Origin of the sequence: Polymorphospora rubra (assembly GCF_018324255.1) — a bacterium.
GTDB classification, from domain to species: domain Bacteria; phylum Actinomycetota; class Actinomycetes; order Mycobacteriales; family Micromonosporaceae; genus Polymorphospora; species Polymorphospora rubra.
The window spans coordinates 55,745-77,359 of the sequence record NZ_AP023359.1 but is presented as its reverse complement, the minus strand read 5'-3'; the positions used below and the strand labels follow the sequence as shown (position 1 = coordinate 77,359).

The window sequence follows — 21,615 nt, the reverse complement described above, 5'->3', positions numbered from 1 at the left end:
GGGAGTCCGATGTGGAACAGTGTGGGCATTGGCGCGTCGTGTGGGCGGCGGGATCAGCGCGGGAGCGCTAGACTCCGGCTGACCGGCCGATCAACTCCCCCCGTGGTTGATTGGCCGGTCCTTTTTTGTCCGCCCACCGGGGAGGTGGGGCGAGGGGTGCCCGCCTGGTGCACAAAGCGGGCACCCACCCGCCTCCGGCGGCCATGCCGTCTGCCGTCACGGCATGGCCGGCGATCCGTCTCAATCCCCCCAGAGGAGACGGATCGAGGTCTAGTGGACGGCACTGGCCGTCACGTGTCGCGGTAGCCCCAGCCACCAGTCGGCCGCGGTGCGGGCCGGCTCCGGTGCGGCGGGGTCGAGCCGCAACCGGCCGAGCAGGGCCTCGCGGCGGGCGATGCCGAGCCCGTAGACCAGACCGCGCAGCGCCGACTCGTGCAGCGGGTCGCGGTGCCGGCGCCACAGCCGGTTGTGGTGGTCGACCGCGGTGGCCCAGTAGCGGTCGTCGCTCTGCCCACCGAGGTGCCCGATCGCGTGGGTGGCCAGGACGACCAGTGGGCCGGGCAGCCCGGTGCCGATGCTGATCCGTTCGATGAGCGGGCGCTGTTCACCGGTGCCGAAGGTGCGCAGCGCGGAGATGATGCAGCTGTTCAGGTCCACCCGGTCGGGTGCGCGGATCGCGGCGAGTTCGTCGGCCAGGGCCCGGGCCAACGGTTCCCGGTACGGCGTCGCGGCGATCAGCATCGCGGTGTAGAGCCGGATGTCGAACAGCGGATGGAACAGCAGCTCCCGGACCAGGACAGGGAAAACATCATTGGTCATCTCGTACGGCAGGGCGGCGGTGGCGGCGTTGACGATCCGCGTCACCACGACGCGGGCGGTCTGCGGCGCGGCGAGTTGGCCGGTGGCGACGACCTCGCCGACGGTGCGGTCGTCCGCGGCGGCGCGGCGCAGCGCCGCCTGTACGCCCGGCCGGTGCAGGTTCGGGGCGTGCCGCAGCAGCGCGGCGGCCAGCGGCCTGGCCTCGGTGTGGTGCGCGGGTTCGAGGACGAGGTCGACGATCAGCGTGGTCAGGTCGGTGAGCTGCTCGGCGGTGAAGTGCCCGAAACGGATCTTGCGGGCGCAGGCCAGCAGTGCGCCGAGGAATGCCCGGTCGTTGGTGGGCCGGTGCAGTTGGGCGAGCACGTGCCGGCTGGCGTCCGGGTGCGCGGTGCCGTCGAGGGCGCTGAGCGTCTCGATGAAGACCTGGTTCTTCGGGTCGTTGCCGTGGCCGGCGCAGGCGGCGACGGCGGCCTGCTGGCACGACGGGTGGGCGATGAGGCGGTTGAACGCCTCGAAGCGCTGCTGCCACTGCAGGCCGTGAGCCACGATCATCTCGTGGAGCAGCCGGTCGGCGAGTGCGTCGCGGGCGCTGCGCGGGCTGATGATCAGGTTGGGTTGCGCGGAGATGAGAACGGACAGTTCGTCCCACTGCGGGCCGGTCATCAGGGCGGTGGACAGGGCCCGGTCCAGGAGTTCGTCGATGCGGCCGGCGGCCTCGGCGGGGGCGGGCAGGCGCCGGGTCAGTGCCGGCGGGCCGTGACCCGGCGGGGCGGCGTAGCGGTGAAGGGTGTCGATGACGGCGGTCAGTGTGCCGCTGGGCAGGTCGAGCAGTTCCTCGTAGCGCACCACGGCCTGGTGGGTCGGGCGGACGGCGGCGGTCTCCCATCGGGAGATCCGGCTTTCGGTGGTGGGGCTCGACCAGGAGCCGCCGCGGAAGGCGGCGGCGAACGACTTGGCACGGGTCCACCGCTGGTGCGGATCGAGCAGCCGGTTGCTGCGCAGCAGCCAGGCGATCCGGTCGGCGAGGGGGAGGTGGCCGTCACCGCGGTGGTTCATGATCCCGGAAGGTGCGAGGTCGACGGAGGCCGTGTGGCTAGTAGCCATGTTGCAGATCCTAGCGGCGGCCGCCTATTTCGTGTTTCCCGTTGCAGATAGCGGGATTCTCTGCAATCGATCTTCTTGGGTATCGAGAAGCATTTACCATACGCGCCCCTGCGGTCTCCGAAGGTCCCTGAGCAGGCCGCTGCCGGTGGCTGGGCATACCTCGTTGTCCGACTAAAAGCCGGTACAGAATTCTATTTCTGCTATTGCGGTGAATTGGCGGTTGTCTTGGCCTGTGCGGCCGGATGCCGCAGGCCGGGATGGTCGGCGGGCAGGGATCGGCGGATCACCCACCAGCTGACCGCCAGGCAGGCCGCGACCAGCGGCCAGGTCAGCGCGGCCCGGGCGGCGGTCAGCGCGACGACCTGGTCGGCGAAGTAGAGCGGCAGGAAGACCAGCAGCCGGATCACGTACTGGCCGACCCACACCCAGCTGCCCCGGCTGTAGGCGCGCAGCAACGCGGGATCACGCCGCCACCGGGTCCGCTGCCCGAGCACGGTGCCGACCACGACGCCCAGCAGCGGCCAGCGCACCACGATGCTGACGATCCAGGCCAGCGCGCTGGCCGCGTTGGAAACCAGTTGCAGCAGGAAGAAGTCGGTGGCCCGGCCGGTGCGCAGGGCGATCAGCGCGGCGACGCAGACGGCGAGCAGACCGATGAGTACCGAGCGGGGCCGGTCGCCGCGCCGCAGGCGCCAGCCGGCCACCACGACCGCGACGACCAACGCGGCGATGACGCCACCGATGATCGACTGACCGGTCAGCAGCCAGCCGGCGCCGAAGGCGACCGGGGGCAGCGTGGCGTCGATCGCGCCCCGCCGACCGCCGAGCAGGTCAGCGAGGGATTCGCGGTCGTCCGCGCCCCGCGACGTCATCGCACCTCCCACGGCATAACGTTAGGCGAGCCTAACCTACGGTACTGCGATGGTCGAGGTGTCCTCGGTCATCAACGCCCGCAGGAACGACAACCCGTCGACCGCGACGGCATCCCGACTCGCGGCCAGCGGACGCCACACCGACATCGGCACCTCGAGACCCGCCGCGGTGAACGACTCGATACACAGCGGCCCGGCGTAGCCGACGTCCGTCAGCGCGCCGAGAATCGCCGGCCAGTCGAAATGGTCCGCACCCGGCGTACCCCGGTCGTTGGCGCAGACCTGCACGTGGACGAGGCGGTCGCCGGCGGCCCGGAACGCGGCGGCGACGTCGCGCTCCTCGATGTTGACGTGGAACGTGTCCAACGCGATGCCCAGCCCGTCGATGCCGTCGACGACCTCCAGGGTCTGCGCGACGGTGTTCAGCAGGCTGCTGTCGAACCGGTTCAGCGGTTCGAGCGCGAGCGTCACCCCGTGCTCGGCCGCGTAGCCGGCCAGCGGCCGCAGCCGGGTCACCAGCCGGGCCAGCGCGTCGCGTCGGCCGTCGGAGTCCAGTGGCCAGCGCCGGCCCGCCGGGGAGTACAGCGGCCCGGCGACGACGCGGGCGCCGACGGTCGCCGCCGCCCGCACGCAGCCGCGCACGAAGTCGCCGGTACGCCCCAGCACCTCGGCGTCGTCGGTGAGCAGGTCGTGGTCGGGCAGCAGCCCGGCGCAGACGGTCGCCCCGAGCCCGTGGGCGGCGAGCAGGTCGGCGGCGTACGCCGGATCCCAGTCCGTGGTCGACATCATCGGCAGTTCGACGACGTCGAACCCCCAGCCGCTGATCCGCGGCACCAGCCGGGACAGCGCGTCGTCGGTCAACGGCGACACCCACACCCAGGTGTTGACGCCGATCGGGTGCACAGTCATTCAGAAGTCCGCGAAAAGGTAGGGGATCCGGCGGGGGAACAGCAGCCGCAGCTGCGCGGCGGCGTCGTCGGACACGGTGCCGAAGCCGCGCAGCCGCGCCTCGACCGGGTCGAGCACGCCGTAGAGCAGCCCGGACAGGCCGGCGACGGTCAGCGTCGCCACCGGTCCGGGACCGTCGCCGCGACCCACCTCGAGCTGGCCGGAGTGGCCGTCGAGCACGTACCGGCCGGCGACGAACGGGTCGTCGACGACCTCGACGGCGACCCGGCCCGGTCCGGCGGCCATCCCGGCCAGCGCCTCCAGCGACAGCACCCGGGCCATCGGCGCGCCCCGGCGGGGGAAACTCACGTCGACCTCGGTGCGGACGGCCAGGTCGGTCACCCACAACTCCGGTACGTCGTCGGCACCCACCAGCACGCTGGCCAGCGACACCTGGTCGACGTGGCGGGCCAGGAACCGCAGCAGCAGGATGCGTCCCACCGGCCCGGTCACCAGCAGGTCGTCGCCGACCAGTTCACCGCCGTAGCCCTCGATCCGGTACGTCAGCGCGCCGACGACCTCGCCGTCGACGCGGGCGGTGACCAGCCAGCGCGGCTCCAGGTCGCGAAGGATATGCCCGCGCCGCTCCGGGAACACCGCGAACCCGTGCCGTTCGCCGAGCAGGCGCAGGGTCAGGTCGCGGAAGTCGTCGTACCGGTCGGCGACCGGGCCCCACTCGACCTCGCCGGGCAGGTCACGGGGAGCCGGCCCAGGTCGGCCGGGGCGAACGAGGCGCGGCGGGCGCGCGGCATCCCGGCGTAGCCAAATCTCTCATAGAAAGATGGTCTGAAGGGATAAAGAGCGCTGACCACGTGGCCGTCGTCGCGCATGTCGCCGAGCAGCCGGGTCAACAGGGTGCGGGCGTGGCCCTGCCGGCGGGCCAGCGGATCGGTGGAGACCGACGCGATCCCGGCCATGCGGTGTACGACGCCGCGCACGTTCTGCCGCATCGGGATGCCGGCGACGGCGGCCACCGTACGCCCGTCGACCTCGGCGATCAGGTTGATGCTGTCCTCGTTGTACGGCGCGTACCGGCGGGCCCGGTCGAGCCGGTCGGCAGCCGGCGGCGAGGACTCGAAGGCGTACGCGGCCACGGGGAAGGCGGTGGTCAGCCGTTCCTCGGCGTCGACCCGGCGGATGCGCATCAGGCCGGGCCGGTCATGATCGGCACAGTCATGCCGCGAGGCTACCCGGGCGCGATCGTCCCCGGCGGCGCGGGCCGTCGCGGCGGAAAACGCGTTGGTCGGGACGCCGCCCCGGGGTGAGGATCAACGGCATGGCTTCAGCTGGCCCCGACGGCCGCGCCGGAATCGACGCCGCGCTCGTGCGGCGCCTGATCGCCGCACAGTTTCCACAGTGGAGCGACCTGCCGGTGACGCCGGTGGAGGTCGACGGCTGGGACAACCGGACCTACCGGCTGGGCGACGACATGACCGTACGGCTGCCGACCGCCGCCGGCTACGTGCCCGCGGTGGCCAAGGAGAACGAGTGGCTGCCGAGGCTGGCGCCGGCGCTGCCCGTCGCCGTACCACCGGTCCTGGCGATGGGCGAACCGGCCGCCGGTTACCCGTTCCCGTGGTCGGTGCGCGGCTGGCTGCCCGGCGAGACGGCCGACCGTGCGCGCATCGACGACCTGCCGGGGTTCGCGGTCGCGGTGGCCGGATTCGTCCGGGCCCTGCACCGCTGCGACACCACCGGCGGCCCGGCCGCCGGCGAGCACAGCTTCTGGCGCGGAGCCCCGCCGACCCACTACGACGGGCAGACGCGCCGCTGCCTGGCCGCGCTGGCCGGGTACGTCGACACGGCCCGCGCCGCCGCCGTCTGGGACGCCGCCCTGGCCAGCCCGTTCACCGGGATGCCGGTGTGGTTCCACGGCGACATCGCCTCGGGGAACCTGCTGGCCGTCGACGGGAAACTCGCCGCGGTCATCGACTTCGGCACCTCCGGCGTCGGCGACCCGGCCTGCGACCTGGTGATCGCCTGGACGATGTTCTCCGGCGCCAGCCGCGACACGTTCCGGGCGGCGGTCGGCCTGGACGACGGCACCTTGGCACGGGCCCGGGGCTGGGCCCTGTGGAAGGCACTGCTGGTCATGACCGAGTCGCTCGACACCGATCCGGAACGGGTCGGGGTCAACGAGCGGGTGGTCGGCGAGGTCCTCGCCGACCACGACCGCCGCGGCTAGCGCGGACCGGCATGACCAGCCGGTACGTCATGGACGCGGCGGATGCGGTCGCGTTGCTGGGCCGCCTGGCCGACCACGGGGTCGAGGTGTGCGTCGGCGGTGGTTGGGGCGTGGACGCGCTGCTGGGGGAGCAGACCCGGGAGCACTCCGATCTCGACGTGTGGTTGCCCGCCGCTCATCTCGAGCGACTCTTCGTCGCCGTTGCCGGGACCGGTCTTGATCGGATCTTCCCGTGGCCCGGTGACCGGCCGTGGAACTTCGTCCTGCACGACGGCGTGCGGCTGCGGGTCGACCTGCACCTCTACGAGCCGCTTCCGGACGGGATGCTGCACTACGGCTCGGTGGTCGACGGTGTGCTGTTCCCCGCCGAGGCCCTCGCCGGCCGGGGGTTGATCACGGAAGTGCAGGTGAGGTGCGAGGCCGCCGAGTGGTCGGTGCGCTGGCACACGGGCTATCCGCCACGGGAGGTGGATCGGCACGACGTGCCGTTGCTGTGCACCCGCTTCGGGATCGATCTGCCGGAGGCGTTCCGGTAGTACCCGCAGTGCCGCGCCCTGCCGGTGACGTCCGGTCGAAGCCGCCGGCCGGGCACTGCTGGTGCCGGCGCTTCGTGGCTAGTTGGACCAGATGTATCCCGCCAGATGCGATGCTTCCTGAGCCTGGTCCGGACCGAAGACGGCGGCCACCCCGGCGGCGGCCAGGAGGACGACGAAAGACATGACCGTGCTTCGTAGGCGCATGATGACCGCCGATCGAGCGATGTGAATTGATTTCGGGCAGGGTATCACCGCACACCGTACGGCGTCCCTGCCGCGGCCGTGTCCCGAAGGGGGATCGTCATGCCGCCCCGCCGGAGCCTCACGTCGCCTCGGGGCCGGTCGTTCCTAGCTCGTCGCGGCGCCCAGCACCAACGGCAGCGTGAAGAGGAACCAGTCGTTGATGACGTGGGCCCCGGTGGAGACCCAGATGTTCTTCGTGCGGATGTAGGCCAGGGTCAGGATGATCCGGGCCGTGCCGATGACCAGGATGCTCTGGGCGAGATTCCAGTCGTACGTCGGCAGGTGCAGCAGGCCGAAGAACACGGCGGTGATCACCCAGGACAGGAGTACCGCCCGCCGGCGGGACATGCCGCCGCGCTGGACGAACAGATACAGCAGCGCCAGGAACGGCAGGATGGTCAGCAGTTCCTCGCCGAAGAGCTGGATGCCGGAGCGCGGGTAGAACATCGCCAGCTCGAAAGCGGACGCGTGCTCGAGTTCGTTGGACAGCGGGTTGGCCGACACCCCGGAGAAGATCGCCACGATCCCGCCGACGACGAAGGTGACGACCACGTTCAGGGCGGCGAAGCCGAACATGACACCGACATCGCGGCCGGTCACCCGATGGAAGATCGCCTTCCGGTGCCCGCCCGCCGCCCAGACGTACGCGCCCAACGGGATCGCGACGAACAGGATCGCCGGGACGAAGCTCAGGATCGGGCCGGGAAACAGCGGGCCGGTCAGCACCAACGCGGCGAAGCCCACGACGACCGCGGCGACCACCACCGCCCAGCGCCGACCGGGAATCAGGGTCGGCAGCCCGTCGTAGAACGGGAAGTCGCGGCCGTCGGGGCGCTCGATGCGTCGGCCGAAGCGCTGGTGCGAAGGTGGCGTGGCGGCGGTGCGGGCCATGACGTCTCTCCTGTCGTCGACCGGACCGGTGAGCTGGCACGGCGTCGTGCGGACGGCCGTCCGTCACGCGGCCGCGCTGTCGGTGACGTCACGATCACTCTTCCAGCTCAACGGCCGGTCCGCACGGTGGACACGGCCCGCGGCGTCCTACCGACGCCAGCGCAGCGGGCCGGGGTGCAACGACCACACCAGCCGCCGCCACCAGGACCGCTGTGCGCGGAGCGTGGACGTGTACGCCACGGCGTGGTCGGCGGCCCGACGGGCGTCGTCGTCGCTGGCGGCTCCGGGGGCGAACGCGGCGCGGTTGACCAGGTCCGCGAGTTCGTCGAGCGGTGGGAGTGGCGGCCGTACCCGCCCGGCCGGCGGGCTTGCCGCCGGGACGGGACCGGGACCGGCGGTCGGATCCGGCGGCGGCGGGGGCGGGGCGCCGGCGGCGTGGGCCGCGACCTCGGTGGCGGCCAGGTGCGGCGGGGCGGACCGGCCGGCGAGGCGCAGCGCGTCGGTCACCTCGCGCCAGGCGCCGGCGATCCGGTCCGGAGGTGGCCCGTCGGCGAGCCGGCGCCGACGTTGCGCCCGCCGCAGCACGACGACGAGTACCGCCAGGCCGGCAGCCAGCAGGGTGAGCAGGCCGGCACCGCCGGAGGCGAGCAGCGGGCCGGACACCCCGCCCGGCCGTGGCCGGTCGGCCGCCGCCTCGGTGCTGGGTTCGACGGCAGCTGGGTCGGTCGGCTCCGGCTCCTCCGTCGGCGGCGGGGTCGGCTCCTGGGGCGGCGGTCGGAAGTCCTGCTCGACCGGGCGGGGCTGGGTGTCGGGCCGGGGGAGCGGGTCGAACGCGACCCAGCCCGGTCCGGTGAAGTAGACCTCGGGCCAGGCGAACGCGTCGCCGCCGTGGACGGGGCCGGTGCCGGTGGGGCTCTGGAACCCGACGACGACCCGGGTGGGCAGGCCGGTCAGCCGGCCCAGTACGGCGAACGACGCCGCGAACTGTTCGGAGGTGCCGCGCTGCCCGCCGGCGTTGCGCGGGCCGAACAGGAAGAACTCCAGGTTGGGGTAGGCGTGCCCGCTGGGGGCGTCGGCGTCGAGCCGATAGTGGGTGGAGAGGAACTCCTCGATGGCCAGCGCCCGGTCGTAGGGGGCGCCGTTGTCGCTGGCGAGCTGGTCGGCGAGGCGGCGCAGCTGCTCGGGTGTGCCGTCGCCGATCCGTAGCACGCGGGCCACGGCCGGCCCGGCCGGTACGTCGGCGGTCGACAGCAGGTTGAGGTCGGGTCGTTCCCGGGCGGAGGTGACGGTGTACCGCAGCCCCGGGGTGAGGCCCTCGGGGTGGATCAGGGTGCCGGTGTCCTGGTCGTAGGCGACGCGGGCGCCGTCGACCTGCTGCGGGGTCGGCACGGCGGGCAGCAGCCGGCCGGTCAGGTCGGCGACGGTGATCTCCTGACGGACGGTGTCGATGATCGTGTCCGGGTTCGGGGTCGCCGGTGGCAGGATCCGGCCGGCGTTGCGGTAGGTGGCACCGACCCGCCAGGTCACGCCGTCGTAGTCGGACAGGACGGCGAGCCGGATCCGGGTCGGGGCCGCGCCGGTGGCCGGGTCGGTGTCGTCTGGATCGGCCGGCTCGTCGGGGTCGACGCCGCCGCCGTCGCCGGTGCTGCCGCCGGTGTCGAGGGTGGTCACGTCGAACAGCAGCTGTTCGGGGTCGAGCGCCCAGCCGGAGATCCGGATCAGGGGGTTCTCGTCGAGACTGTCGACCTGTGGCGGCTGCACGTACCGGCGCGGGTCGACCGGGGTGCCGCCGACGCGGGTGGCGACGACCGGCGCGACGGCGGCGGCGAGTGCGACGACGACGGCGGCGCCGGCCGCCGTGCCGGCGGCGGCCCGGGCCCGGACCGCGGCGGGGGCCGGGGAACGGCGGTGTCATCGGGGTCCACCGGGTGTTCGGCACGGCTGGGAGTGACCGCGGCCGGGCGGCCGGTCGCCGCCAGCCCGACGACGACGGCGCCGGCGAACGCCACGGTGAGCCAGCCCGCCTGGTCGGCGTTCGGGCCGACGACGTAGACGGCGCCGGCGTAGAGCAGGGTCGGTGGCAGGTAGCCGAGCAGGGGCCGGGCCGCCCGCACCGCCACCTCGGTGCCGGCCAGCCCGGTCAGCCACGCCGCGACCAGCGGCACGATGACCGTGTCGGGCACGGCCTCGACCGGGATCATCGAGGTGAGCAGGCGCGGTATCCCGTTGCGGACCGCGTCGGCGACGAGGGCGCCGAGCGGGTCCGGCAGGTCGGCGCGGCGGGCGGCCAGTTGGAGGGCGAGCAGGGTGTAGCCGGTCATCGCCGCCACCGACAGCGGGGCGACGAGCCAGGACGGCAGGCGCCGGGCGGCGACGCCGACCGCGACCGAGCCGACGGCGGCGCCCCAGATCAGCCGGGGCAGCAGCGGGTCGGCGTAGATGCGCCCCAGGGCCTCGCCGGCGAGGCCGATCATCGCGATCAGGGTGAGGGCGACCGGCAGGTCGCGTGACCATCTCACCACCGGTCCACCCCGTTCCAGGCGGCGGCGAACCGGGGGCCGTCCGCGGCGTCGATGAGAACCACGCCGGCGGTGCCGCCGGGGCCGCCGCCGGTCGGGCGGCCACCTGGTCCGGCCGGTCCGGCCGGCTCGGGGTGACCGGCGGCGGGCGGCTGCGCGGCCGGACCGAAGACCGCGACGACGACCGACGGGTACGCCCCCCGCAGCGCGCCGAGCCGTCCGAGGTCGGCGCGGCCGCCCGGCCCGGTCAGGAAGACCAGGGTGTCGCCGAGCCGCTGCTGCCGCAGCCGGTCGGTCGCGGTACGCAGCGGGTCGTCGTCGCTGCGGTTGCCGGTGCCGCTCCGGCCACCCTGCCGCAGGCCGGCTTCGGTGAGCCGGTCGAGATAGCTGCCCCGCCCGTCGTCGGGGACCACCAGCAGCAGGCTGACGGCGAGGTTTTCCCGGGTCGCGGCGGCGACGACGGACGCGGCCGCCTCGCACGCCGACTCGAACGTGTCGGCGAGCCCGTCGACGACCGGGTGGGCGGCGGCCCGGTTGTCGAGCAGGACCACGATCGTCGGCAGGCTGGTGTCGACGTGTTCCCGGACCATCAGCTCGCCGACGCGGGCGCTGGTGCGCCAGTGCACCCGGCGCAGTTCGTCGCCGACGACGTACTCACGCAGCGAGTCGAACGTGATCGAACCGTGCGGCACCCGGTCGATGCGGCCGTCGAGGCTGCGGGCGACACCGGCCGGCACCGCCGACAGCGGGTGGACGCGCGGATGCACCCAGACGTCGGTGGCCGGGCCGTGCCGGCGCGAGAACCGGACCAGGCCGAGCACGTCGCGGCCGGTGACCCGCAGCGGGCCGACCGGGACCACGCCGCGGCGGTGCGTCGGCACCGGATAGCTGACCGTCGTGTCGTGGCCGGGGCGCAGCCGCAGCAGCGGCACCGCGACCGGCTGCCGCCCGCACCGGTCCTCGGCGACCAGGCCGGCCCGCCGCAGCCGGCCGGCGTTGCGGACGGTGAGCGTCATCGTTGCCGGCTCACCACGGGCGACCCGGTCGGGTTCGGCGACCCGGGTGACGGCGAGCCGGGGCCGTCCGGCGGCGTAGCCGAGGGCACACCCCACGGCGACGGCCGCCGAAGCGCCCAGCAGGGCCAGCTCGGGATATCCGAACCCGAAGCCGGCGGCCAGCAGGACGACGGCGGCGCACAGCAGCGCCAACCCCCGCGACGTCAACCTCATCGGCGGGTCAGGCGCCCGTGGCGCTGAGCTGCCCGGCCGGCAGCGGTACCGGCACCGACCGGACCACGTCGTCGAGCACCTCCAGGGCGGTGCCGCCGTGCAGCTGGGCGTCGGCCGACAGCAGGATGCGGTGGGCGAAGACCGGACCGAGCAGCGCCTTGAGATCCTCGGGCAGCACGTAGCCGCGCCCGTCGACGAGCGCGTACGCGCAGGCGGCGCGGGTCAGGGCGATGACGCCACGGGGGCTCACCCCGACCCGTACGCGCGGGTGGTCGCGGGTCGCGGCGGCCAGCCGTACGGCGTACGTGTAGAGCGGGTCGGCGATGTGGACCCGCTGCGCCATCCGGACCATCTCGCCGACCGTGGTCGTGTCGGTGACCGGTTCCAGCGCCTCGGGGGAGCGGGTCGTCGCACCGCGCAGGACCTCGACCTCGACGGCCTCGTCGGGATAGCCGACCGACAGCTTGACCAGGAAGCGGTCGAGCTGGGCCTCCGGCAGCCGGTAGGTGCCGTCCATCTCGACCGGGTTCTGGGTCGCCACGACCAGGAACGGGCGCGGCACCGGGTGCCGTACGCCGTCGACGGTGACGGTCCGCTCCTCCATCACCTCCAGCAGCGCCGACTGCGTCTTCGGCGACGCCCGGTTGATCTCGTCGGCGATGACGATGTTGGCGAACACCGGACCGGGATGGAACTCGAAGCCGCGGGTGCCCTGGTTGAAGATCGTCACACCGGTCACATCGGACGGCAGCAGGTCCGGGGTGAACTGGATCCGCCGCCACTGCCCGTGCACGCTGGCCGCGACCGCGCGGGCCAGGGTGGTCTTGCCGACCCCGGGTACGTCCTCCAGCAGCACGTGCCCCTGGGCGAACAGCGCGGTCAGCGCCAGCCGTACGACGTCGGGCTTGCCGAGGACCACCGAGCCGACGTTGCCGGCGAGCCGGGTGGCGAGGGCGGCGAAGCCCTGCACCTCGTGCGGTGCGAGCGGCTGCGGGGTGGGTGGCACGGTGGTGCTCCTCGGGTCGGTTCAGCAGTTCGGGAGTACGTTGACGTCGTCGCCGCCGTCGAGGTTGATCCAGACCCAGGGGATGTAGTTGCGGCCCTGGTAGTCGACCTGGATCCACCAGGTGCTCCGCTTGTTGTCGTTGTAGATGTAGGCGTAGACCTCCTCGCCGCGCACCTTGCAGTAGCTGGCCAGCCGGGTGCCGGGGCGGGCCCAGCCGGCCTGCCGGTCGTTGTCCTGTCGGGGCACTTCGAAGACCTCGTTGCCGTTGCGGCCGGCGTGGTCGCGGTCGCAGTAGGTGGCCTCCGCGCCGGAGTCGCCGTTGCGGCAGGTCGCGGTCCCGTACAGGATCTCGGTGGCGCGGCTGCCGGTGGCGGTGCCCGCACCGGCGGCGTTCTCGGCGGTGACGGTGAACCGGTGGGTCGTTCCCGGCCGCACCCCGCGTACGGTCAGCGAGGTGCAGCCGCCGGTCGCGGTCGTCGCCCCGGCGATCGCCAGCGAGCAGGTCGCCCGGCCACCGCCGGCGTCGGTGGTGAACGTGACGGTCACGGTCGTCGCCGTCGCCGCGCTGCCGGTGATCGTGACCTGCGGCGGTGCGACGGTGCGGGCGGTGTCCGTGGCCTCGGGGCCCTCGCCGGCGGCGTTGACCGCCCGGACCCGCACGGTGACGTTCTGGCCGTCGCCGAGCCCTTCGAGGCGGGCGCGGGTGTCGGTGACCTCGGTGCGCCGGCCGCCGGCCTCGACGACGTAGTGGCTGATCGGGCGGCCGTTCGCGACCGCGGCCGCCCATACGACCTGTACGGTCCCGGGCCGGTCGGCGACGGTGGACGCGGCCAGCGACCGCGGCCGACCCGGCGCCGCGTACGGTACGACGGTGTTGCTGACCGGTGACGCCACCGAGGCGGCGCCGTTGGCGCTGACGGCGGAGACGGTGAACGCGTACTGGGTGCCGTATTCGAGTTCGCCGGCCGGGATGACCAGTTCGGTGTTGCGGGCGTCGCCGGCGGGCGCGGTCGCTTCGGCGGAGACGGCGGTCACGGCGTACCGGGCGATGCGGTGACCCTGGCCGTCGGACGCCGGCCACCGCACCACCACGGTCCCGTCGGCGCGTTCCTCGGCGGTGACCTCCGCCGGCGCGTCCGGCACCTCCGAGGTCGGCACGACCGGGTTGCTGGTGCGGGCCGGGCCGGGACCCTGGGCGTTGACGGCGTGGACCGAGAACCGGTAGGTCTGCCCGTTGGTCAGGCCGGTCACCTCGAACGAACGCTGGTTGGCGCCGACCTCGAACGTGCGGCCGTCGCCCTCGACGACGTAGCGGGTGATGGTGGCGCCGTTGGCGGCCGCCGCCTGCCAGGTGACCCGGGCCTGGCTGTCACCGGCCGTCGCGGTGACGCTGCGCGGCGCGCTCGGCTTGTTCACGACCGGCTTCGTGGGCGGGGGAGGGGCCGGCGGGTCCGGCGGCGGGTCGCCGCCGAGGATGTCGTTGGCGTACTTGTCGACGACCCGGACCACGTGTTTGTCGTCGACGACGCGGGCGGTCGACGAGTTCGGGGCGTTGATGAACAGCCGGCCCTCGCGCACCTCCAGGTCGAGGGGACCGTTGGCGCCCTTGACCTCGATCTGGTCGACGAGTTGGCCGGCGAGGTCGAAGGCGTAGACGGTCCCGGTGTCGTCGTCGGCGCAGTAGAACCGGTCGGCGAACGACACCGCCGGCCGCAGCCGCACACCCTGGCCGGGGACCGTGAACTGGCGTACGCCGCCCTCCTCGACGACGTAGATCCGCCGGTCCTCGGCGACGGTGACCGGCACCCGGTCACCGGTGGTGTGGGTCGGCAGCGCACCCGGTCCGCCGGTGGTCAGGGTGACCACCTTCTGGTCGTCGCCGCGGACCGTCGTCAACGTGTTCGCCGTCCGGTCGAGCACGGCGACACCGTCGTCGAGGGCGGAGATCGTCAGGTCGTGGCTGGGTTCGGCGACCGCGACCGTACGGATCTGCTCGGGGCTGACCCCGCCACCGGCGGTGGCGGCGGTCGGCGCGGCCGACGGCAGCGGCGCCGCCGTCACCGCCGAGACGGTGCCCTCGCTCGGTACGGCGATCCACAGCCGGCCGTCGCCGTCGAACGCCCCGCCGGTGATGCCCGGCGGGTAGCGGACGGGCTCGCCGATGGGAACCAGGGTGCGCGGGTCGATCTGCCGGACCAGGCCCTGGACCGCGTCGACGACGAACGCGGCGTCGCCGTGCAGGGCGACACTGACACCGATTCCGGCGGTCGTCGGCGTCGTCGCGGTGATCTGGAGGGTGGCCAGGTCGAGTGAGCTGACCTGCCCGGTGTCGAGGTCACGCAGCAGCAGGAACCGGTCGGTCTGGACCACCTGCATCGGATGGCTGCGGGCCTGCGGCACCCCGACCCGGGTGTCGACCCGGCCGGTCACGCCGTTGACCCGGGCGGCCTCGCCGCGCGTGCTGCTCCACAGCCAGGAGCTGGCGTCGTAGCTGGCCACCGCGTTGTCGGCGGAGCCGAGGCCGAGGACCGTCAGGCCCATCGCGGCGACGAGCGCGACGACGGTGCCGACGGTGACGAGGCCGCCGCGCGGGCGTGACCAGCGGGGTCGGATCCGGTCGCGCCATCCCCGGCCGTCCGCCGGAGCCGCCGTCCCGGTGCCGGTGTCGCCGCCGCCTGTGGTGACCACGTTCAGATGCCTCCCCGTGTGCGGTCGATGTCTCGCCGCACCGCAGTCTGTGTTCCTCCCCGGACCGCAGGCCATCCTATGGCCCCTCCAACTGGGACGGAATCCCGCTGGGCCGGCCTGTGGACAACCACCCGGACGTGACTGTGGACAGCCGGCGGGGCGTGCCGCCATCGATCGGGATCAGCCCGGCGTGGCACCGGACCGGCTGGTGCACACCTGGCCGGAGGTCGCGTACTGCTCGGTCGAATAGACCGCGAGCACCGTGAAACAGTAGTCCAGGCGTGGATTGAGCCCGTTGACGGTGTGGCTGGTCTCGCCGGGGCTGATGGTGGCCATGGCACGCAGCTGCTGACCGGCCCGGCCGCCGGCGACGATGAACGGCACCGTACCGGCGCTCGGATCCTCCCAGGTCACGGTGATGGCGGTGCCGTCGTCGCGGACCCGTACCCCGGTCGGCGGGTCGCCGTCGACGACCGGTCCGGCGGTCGTCGCGGCCGGCGGCGGAGCCGCGGCCGGCGGGTCGTCGCGCAGCACCATGACGGCGGTCACGGTCGCGGACACCGCCGCGACGACCGCGGCGACCATCGCGACGACGACCGGGAGGCGGCCGCGGCCGGCCGCCGGCGGGCCGGCCGGCGGGGGCGCCGGCGGGGGCTCCGGTCGCGGTTCGAGCGGCGGGTACGGCGGCACTTGGCCCACCGCCGGGGCCGGATATGGGCCCGGGCCGTCCAGCGTTTCGACCCCGGGCGGTACGGCCGGCACCGGTGGCGTGCGGGGCGTCGCCGGCGGTGGTCCGCCGGGCTGCTCGCGGGACGGTGCCGTGCCGGGGTGGACCTGGGCGGCGGGTGCGGGCGGCGGGTGGGCGGCACCGGTCGCCGCCACCGGTGGCGGCGGCACCTGGGCCCGGCCGGCCGGTCGCGGCGCCGTGGCCGCGGTCCCGGCGGACATCGGCGGCGCCGGCTGCGACGGTTCGGGCGCCGCCGCCGGCGTCGGGGCCGGCGGAGACTGCGATGGGACCTGCGGCCAACCCTGCGGGGCCGGGGCGTCGTCGCCCAGGTGGGCGCGGGCGGCGCCCACCGCCCAGTGGCCGGCGCCCAGGACGGCGGGCCCGAACCGGGCGACCCGGCCGAAGTTGCGGTTGGCCTCGTGCCGGTTGCCGAGTTCCTCGGCGACCGTGCCGAGCTCGAACGACAGGCCCAACATCAGTGCGTCGGCGTGGCCGTGGCGGCGCTCGCCGGCGGCGATCGCCTCCTCGAGCACCCGCCGGGCCGCGGCCGGGTCGCCGGCCTCGCGGTGTAGCCGGCCGAGCTGGTGGGCCAGCCCGAGGATTTCCGGATGGTCCTCGCCGTACGCCGGGCGGGCCGCGACCAGCGCCTCGGCCAGCAGCCCCCGCGCCGAGTCCAGGTCGCCGGCGTCGCGGAACGCCTGCACGTCACGCCGGACGGCGTCGAAGGGCGAGGGCGATGACACGCCCGCCATGCTCCCCGTCACCCGGCCCCGGTGTCAACGGGGGTCCCCGCACCCGGCGGGGACGGGGCGGCCCCGTTCACCGGACGTTCGGTGAACGGGGCCCTCGCTGCTCCCCGGTGATCAGCTGGTGGTGCCGGTGACGTTGCCGCCGGACCTGGTGACGTAGTAGGTGACGATCTCGCCGCTCCAGAAGTGGAACCGCAGGGTGACCCGGGAGTTGTCGTTGACCTCGGCGAAGAACTCCGGCTTGAGCACGATGTTGTTCGCGGTGTAGTTCGGCGCGAACGTGTGGTCGAACTCCTTGAACGGCGTCCAGTTGTGCGGGCCGGCGTTGCTGCCGTCGGCGTACGTCGCCTCCATCGTGGCGAGCTGGTCGCCGCGGAACGTGGTCGGGATCGTGAACGAACCGGTCGTTCCGGTGGCGTTCTGCAGTACCGGCCGGTCGTAGGTGACGAGGTTGATCCGCCACGGGACGCCCTGGGAGAAGCGGGCCGACAGCACCGCGTTGGTGCCGTACGCCCGGTCGCCGCTCAGCCGGGTCAGCGCGGCGGCGGTCAGTGTCAGCTGGTTGCCGCTGACGGTGTAGTCGGTGCCGCGGACGAGGTCGGTGTTGCCGTGCCGGAGCCCGACGAACGACGTGCCGTTGAGGTTCAGGGTGAGTGACTTGGCGGTGACGGCGCCGGAGCGGGCGGTGAAGACCTGGTCGCTGGAGGCGGTGCCGGACCGGGTGGTCCAGCTCGACTTGATCTGGGCGAACAGTTCGGGGTCGTTCCACTGGTGGGTGTTGCGGTTGAAGTGCTGCCCGTTGTCCCACCACATCGTGGTGATCTGCCTGGCCCGGGCGTAGTGGCCGAGGAACTCGAAGAACTTCAGCTTCTCGCCCTGCTGGATGGTGCCGGTGTGCCGGTCGAAGCCGAGCAGGCCGTACTCGCCGAGGATGACCGGGATGCCGCGGGCGGTGAACGCGGTGTGGATCCGGTCGAAGGCGTCGGTGAGGTCCTGCTGCACCGTGGCGTCGAACCGGGTGCCGCCGGCGACGTTCACGCTGAACGGCCAGTAGCCGTAGAAGTGGTAGGTCGCGATCAGGTTCGGGTCGTCGAGGGCGTCGAACGTGGCGACCAGCTCGTCGATCCGGGCCTGGTCGGACGAGGTGTGCAGGGTCGGTAGGACCAGCAGGCGGGTGGCGTTGTTGCCGCCGGACTGCCGCACGATGCCGTGGAACGACGTGTTCAGTTCGTGCAGCAACGCGGCGTTCTGCGCGTCACCGGAGCTGCCGGTGAACTGGGGTTCGTTGACGCTCTCGAAGACGAGCTTGGGCGAGGAGTTGCGGAAGGTGTTGGCCACCTGGGTCCAGATCGCGTTGTAGCGGGCCAGGACCGTGGTGCGGTTGGCGGGCATGTTCGCGATCCACTGCCACGAGTCGTGATGGATGTTGATCATCACGTAGAAGTCGTCGGCGAGCGCCCAGTCGACGACCTCCTTGACCCGGTTGAGGTAGGTCGGGTTGATCGTGTAGTTCGGCGCCGCCCCGTGGTGCTGGCCCCAGGTGACCGGGATCCGGACGCTCTTGAAGCCCTGGGCCTTGATGTTGTCGAGCAGCTGCGCGGTCACCCGCGGGTTGCCCCACGAGGTCTCGCCGTCGCCGGTGGCGTCGAACGAGTTGCCGAGGTTCCAGCCGGGCTCCATCGCGGCGACGGCCGCGGCCGGGTTGGTCGGGTTGCCGGTCGGCGGTGGCGAGGTCGGCGGCTGGGTGGTCGGCGGAGTGGTGGGGCCGACGCTGCCGGTGCAGGTCACGCCGTTGAGCGCGAACGACGACGGGGCGGTGTTGGCGCCGGTCCAGGAGCCGTTGAAGCCGAACGACACGGTGGCGTTGGTCGCGATGGTGCCGTTGTAGCCGACATTGGTGGCGGTGACGTTGGCGCCGGAGGAGGTGACGTTGGCGTTCCAGGCCTGGGTGACCTGCTGCCCGGACGGGAACGTCCAGGTCAGGCTCCAGTTGTTGATCGTGTCGCCGAGGTTGGTGACGGCGACGTTCGCGGTGAAGCCGCCCGGCCACTGGTTCGGGGCGGTGTAGACGACCCGGCAGCCGGCGGCGGCCTGGGCGCTGACCGCGAATGTCATGCCCAGGGCCGCCAGCAGTACCGACAGGCCGCTCGCGAGCAGGCCGATCCGCCATCGTGTCCGTCTTGTCGTGCTGCGCAACGCGGTCATGGGTGCTCCTCGCCAGGGGGGTGCGTGCCGTTTCGGGGACGGGGTACGGCGGGGCGCCGTACCGATCGCCCTGTTGATCGCGGACGGCGCCCAGACTGACCAGGAGAATAAGTTTGGGATCTAAACTTTGTCAATTGTCTGAACTCTATATGTGCAGGTCTAATGGTGTGCGGATGCGGAGATGGCCGCGTAGGGCATGCTCGCCCATCTCTTCTTCCCGGCTTACGGCTGCCGGCACCCCGGGCTGTCAGCCGGGCAGCGACGCCGTGATGTCCAGCTCCACCAGCTGACCGGGAAACCCGAGCCGGGCCACCCCGACCAGCGTGCTCGCCGTCGTGAACGCCGGCGCCAGCGGCGACGCCAGCAGCCGCCGCCACACCCCGGCCAGCACGGCACCGTCGTCGCTCACCACGTAGATCACGGTGCGTACGACCCGCTCCGGGCCGGCCTCCACCGCGGCCAGCGCGGCCAACGAGTTCGACACCACCTGGTCGACCTGCGCGTCGACGTCGTCCGCTCCGACCAGGGTGCCGTCCGGGCCGAGCGGGCACTGCCCGGCGAGGTACGCGGTGCGGCCCGCCTCCACGACCGTCACGTGGTGGTAGCCGGGGGTGGCGTGCAGGGCCTCGGGGTTGATCCGGGTGATCGTCATCCGGGCAGTCTGCCGGCCGACGGTCACGGACGCCCTCGAATTTGCTGCTCAGCATGGGTGCGGTGGCCGGCGGGCGGGGCGTTGTGCGATGCCCGTACGGCCCGTGTACAGTAATGCCCCGTGCCCCTGAAGGAGGCCGAAGCCGGACGAGGAATCGCCTGGCCGATCTCCGGTAGGGTGGAACGTGTAAGTCCGGGTGGCGGAATGGCAGACGCGCTAGCTTGAGGTGCTAGTGCCCGTATAGGGCGTGGGGGTTCAAGTCCCCCCTCGGACACGTACAGTTACCCCATAGTAATCAGCGTCGGGCCTAGCCTCGACGCTGATTTTGTTTTGGCCGGGGTTGTAGGTGAGGGCGAGTTGTAGCTCGCGGTAGACGGTGCTTTTGTCCTTGCTGTGGGCGTCGCGCAGCGTGTTGCGGAGGTCGTCAAAGGTCCCGACGAGGCGTCGGATGTCGTCCTCGGTAAGGCGATCGGGAGCCTGTTTCTGCGTTGTTGCCTGCTCGCGCTGGGCGAGGGCGGCGGCGCGTTGGGCGTTGACCTCGGCCATCCAGGCGGCGACGGTGGCAGGGTCGCCTCCGGCGTCTGCGACGGCGCGGTACTGGAGGAGTTTGGCGTCGCATGCAGCGATGATCTTGTTCGCGGCGGCGACCTCCGGCGCAGTTGTGCTGGGCTGTCCGGCGTGGGGTTGGGCGGCGTGGAGCCGGCGGATCGTGTCGGTGAGCCGGTGCGGGGCGAACGCCTTGAGGAGCCAGTTGTCGAGTGCGGGGACGATGTCTCGTTCGGCGACGTAGACGTTGCGAGGGTGCTGGACGTGGTTGGCGAGGGCGTACTCGTTGGGGTATCGGCACCGGTAGTAGGCGGTCTCGTGTGCCTGGTGGCTCTGCATTTTGCGTCCGCACAGTCCGCAGATCATGAGGCCGCGAAGCATGTAGTGGCGGCGCGTTTCCCGTTGTCGGGTGCCGGTGCGGCCTCGGCCGCTGGCCGCCATGATCGTCTGCACCAGTTCGAAGTCGTTGACGGTGACGAGCGGCGGATGCGCGATCGTGTCGGACCACACCCAGGAGTCTCTGTCGTTCCAGCGCATCCGGGTCTCGTAGCCGAGAGCGACGTCGTTGACATCGAGGAGTACCTCGTCCTTACGCTGCTTATTCCATACCTGCCGACCGGTGTAGCGGGGGTTGGACAGGATGTTCTTGACGGCGCTCTTGGCCCAGCCTTCGCCGCTGCGGTGAGGGTTACGGGCGGGGTCGGCGGCTGACGGGCAAGGGATGCCGTCGCGGGTGAGCGCCTCGGCGATGGCAAAGTAGCCGTTGTTGGCGAGGTACATGGCGAAGATCCGCCGGACAACCGGCGCGGTGGCCGGATCGGGCTCCAGCTTGTGCAGGCGACGGCCATCGGCGGCCTTGCCCGGGTTCGGGTGCGGTCCGGCGTCGGCGAGGCGGTACCCGTACGGCGGGCGCCCACCGAGGAACCGGCCTTCGATTTTTGCCTGCGAGGTCATGGCGGTGCGGACGCGGACCTTCACGCGGGTCCGTTCGCCCTTGGACATGCCACCGAACACGCTCATGATCAGGTCGTGGGCTTCGGAGTCAGGGTCGATCGCGCCGCCGACCTCGGGTACCCACAGGCCGACGCCGTAGTGGGAGAAGACGGGCATGGTCAGGCTGTACTGGTTGCCGTAGAAGGCCCGTTGGGGCTCACCGACCACGACCGCGTCGAACCCGCGGTTCGAATCGGCGAGGGCGTTGAGCAGCCTGGCGGCGTGTGGGCGCCGCTTCCACGGCAGGGAGCGGGACAGGCCGACGTCGAAGAACTCCGTGACGAGGATGCCGCCGGCTGGTTCGATGAGGCCGGTGGCGCGGGTGAGTTGCCAGTTTCTCGACGCCACTGGGTCTTGTTGGTCCTCGGTGGAGACGCGGCCGTAGAACGCGAATCGTGGGTGTTCTCGTTGGGCGAGCAGGGCGGCGGCAGTACCTTCGATACGAGGTATGTCGATGGTCACCGAACGTGCCTTCCGGGTGTAGTGAGTATGCGTCCGCCGGCCGTCTCGGGATTGGGTGGCCGGCGGACGCGTTGTTGCATAGATCCACGCATATCAGCATGAAGTGATCAAGCGTCGGTAATTTCGGTCGGATTCTGGTGCCCGCTGGCTGATGAGCGTTGCAGCAAGGCCAGCAGCGCGCGAGCCGCAGCATCAGTCAGCTCCGGTTCGGTACGAAATTTGATCGTCGGCGCAGGTCTCG

15 protein-coding genes, 1 tRNA gene and 1 pseudogene are annotated in these 21,615 nt (G+C 72.4%); 3 read left to right on the top strand and 14 right to left on the bottom strand.

From position 1 onward, the window contains the following. Window positions 1-270: 270 nt before the first annotated feature. From Prubr_RS00355 to Prubr_RS37935, 5 genes are all read right to left on the bottom strand, one after another. Window positions 271-1,923, bottom strand: coding sequence for a hypothetical protein (locus Prubr_RS00355; protein ID WP_212820466.1), 1,653 nt, complete (start codon window positions 1,921-1,923; stop codon window positions 271-273). A 200-nt stretch (window positions 1,924-2,123) separates the two neighbouring features. Continuing rightward, on the bottom strand, window positions 2,124-2,795 hold the full coding sequence (locus Prubr_RS00350; RefSeq protein WP_212820464.1) for a DUF3159 domain-containing protein: 672 nt from the start codon (window positions 2,793-2,795) through the stop codon (window positions 2,124-2,126). A 36-nt stretch (window positions 2,796-2,831) separates the two neighbouring features. After that, on the bottom strand, window positions 2,832-3,704 hold the full coding sequence (locus tag Prubr_RS00345; protein ID WP_212820463.1) for a sugar phosphate isomerase/epimerase family protein: 873 nt from the start codon (window positions 3,702-3,704) through the stop codon (window positions 2,832-2,834). Beyond that, a complete protein-coding gene (locus tag Prubr_RS37940) occupies window positions 3,705-4,340 on the bottom strand; it encodes a GNAT family N-acetyltransferase (protein ID WP_343221576.1) in 636 nt (211 codons plus the stop codon). A gap of 35 nt (window positions 4,341-4,375) precedes the next feature. Then, on the bottom strand, window positions 4,376-4,888 hold the full coding sequence (locus Prubr_RS37935) for a GNAT family N-acetyltransferase (RefSeq protein WP_343221575.1): 513 nt from the start codon (window positions 4,886-4,888) through the stop codon (window positions 4,376-4,378). A gap of 131 nt (window positions 4,889-5,019) precedes the next feature. On the opposite strand from Prubr_RS37935, the gene Prubr_RS00335 reads away from it, so the two are divergent. After that, window positions 5,020-5,928, top strand: coding sequence for an aminoglycoside phosphotransferase family protein (locus tag Prubr_RS00335; RefSeq protein ID WP_212820461.1), 909 nt, complete (start codon window positions 5,020-5,022; stop codon window positions 5,926-5,928). An 11-nt stretch (window positions 5,929-5,939) separates the two neighbouring features. Beyond that, complete coding sequence (locus tag Prubr_RS00330; RefSeq protein WP_212820459.1) at window positions 5,940-6,464, top strand: nucleotidyltransferase domain-containing protein; 525 nt, start codon at window positions 5,940-5,942, stop codon at window positions 6,462-6,464. Window positions 6,465-6,812: 348 nt separating this feature from the next. On the opposite strand, the gene Prubr_RS00325 is transcribed toward Prubr_RS00330, so the two are convergent. From Prubr_RS00325 to Prubr_RS00290, 8 genes and pseudogenes are all read right to left on the bottom strand, one after another. After that, window positions 6,813-7,598, bottom strand: a complete 786-nt coding sequence (locus Prubr_RS00325; RefSeq protein ID WP_212820457.1) for a CPBP family intramembrane glutamic endopeptidase — start codon at window positions 7,596-7,598, stop codon at window positions 6,813-6,815. A 147-nt stretch (window positions 7,599-7,745) separates the two neighbouring features. Continuing rightward, a pseudogene (locus Prubr_RS00320) lies at window positions 7,746-10,072 on the bottom strand (transglutaminase TgpA family protein). 41 nt (window positions 10,073-10,113) lie between these two features. Then, entirely contained in the window at window positions 10,114-11,346 is a 1,233-nt protein-coding gene (locus Prubr_RS00315; protein WP_212820455.1) for a DUF58 domain-containing protein, read from the bottom strand. 7 nt (window positions 11,347-11,353) lie between these two features. Then, window positions 11,354-12,352 carry an AAA family ATPase gene (locus tag Prubr_RS00310; RefSeq protein WP_212820453.1) on the bottom strand — a complete coding sequence of 333 codons (999 nt, stop codon included), beginning with the start codon at window positions 12,350-12,352 and terminating at the stop codon, window positions 11,354-11,356. Between the two features lie 21 nt (window positions 12,353-12,373). Further along, on the bottom strand, window positions 12,374-15,115 hold the full coding sequence (locus Prubr_RS00305) for a fibronectin type III domain-containing protein (RefSeq protein WP_212820451.1): 2,742 nt from the start codon (window positions 15,113-15,115) through the stop codon (window positions 12,374-12,376). A 105-nt stretch (window positions 15,116-15,220) separates the two neighbouring features. Then, window positions 15,221-16,510, bottom strand: a complete 1,290-nt coding sequence (locus tag Prubr_RS00300) for a tetratricopeptide repeat protein (RefSeq protein ID WP_212820448.1) — start codon at window positions 16,508-16,510, stop codon at window positions 15,221-15,223. 120 nt (window positions 16,511-16,630) lie between these two features. Beyond that, window positions 16,631-18,721: a cellulase family glycosylhydrolase gene (locus Prubr_RS00295; RefSeq protein WP_212820446.1), complete on the bottom strand. Its 2,091-nt coding sequence runs from the start codon at window positions 18,719-18,721 to the stop codon at window positions 16,631-16,633. Window positions 18,722-18,968: 247 nt separating this feature from the next. Then, window positions 18,969-19,373 carry a RidA family protein gene (locus Prubr_RS00290; protein WP_212820444.1) on the bottom strand — a complete coding sequence of 135 codons (405 nt, stop codon included), beginning with the start codon at window positions 19,371-19,373 and terminating at the stop codon, window positions 18,969-18,971. Window positions 19,374-19,563: 190 nt separating this feature from the next. On the opposite strand from Prubr_RS00290, the gene Prubr_RS00285 reads away from it, so the two are divergent. Next, window positions 19,564-19,647, top strand: a tRNA-Leu gene (locus tag Prubr_RS00285). Here the strand turns inward: Prubr_RS00285 and Prubr_RS00280 are convergent. Then, the gene (locus Prubr_RS00280; RefSeq protein WP_212820441.1) at window positions 19,629-21,374 is read right to left on the bottom strand and encodes a recombinase family protein; all 1,746 of its coding nucleotides are present in this window, start codon (window positions 21,372-21,374) and stop codon (window positions 19,629-19,631) included. The two genes, Prubr_RS00285 and Prubr_RS00280, sit on opposite strands and share 19 nt — an antisense overlap. Window positions 21,375-21,615 lie beyond the last annotated feature (241 nt).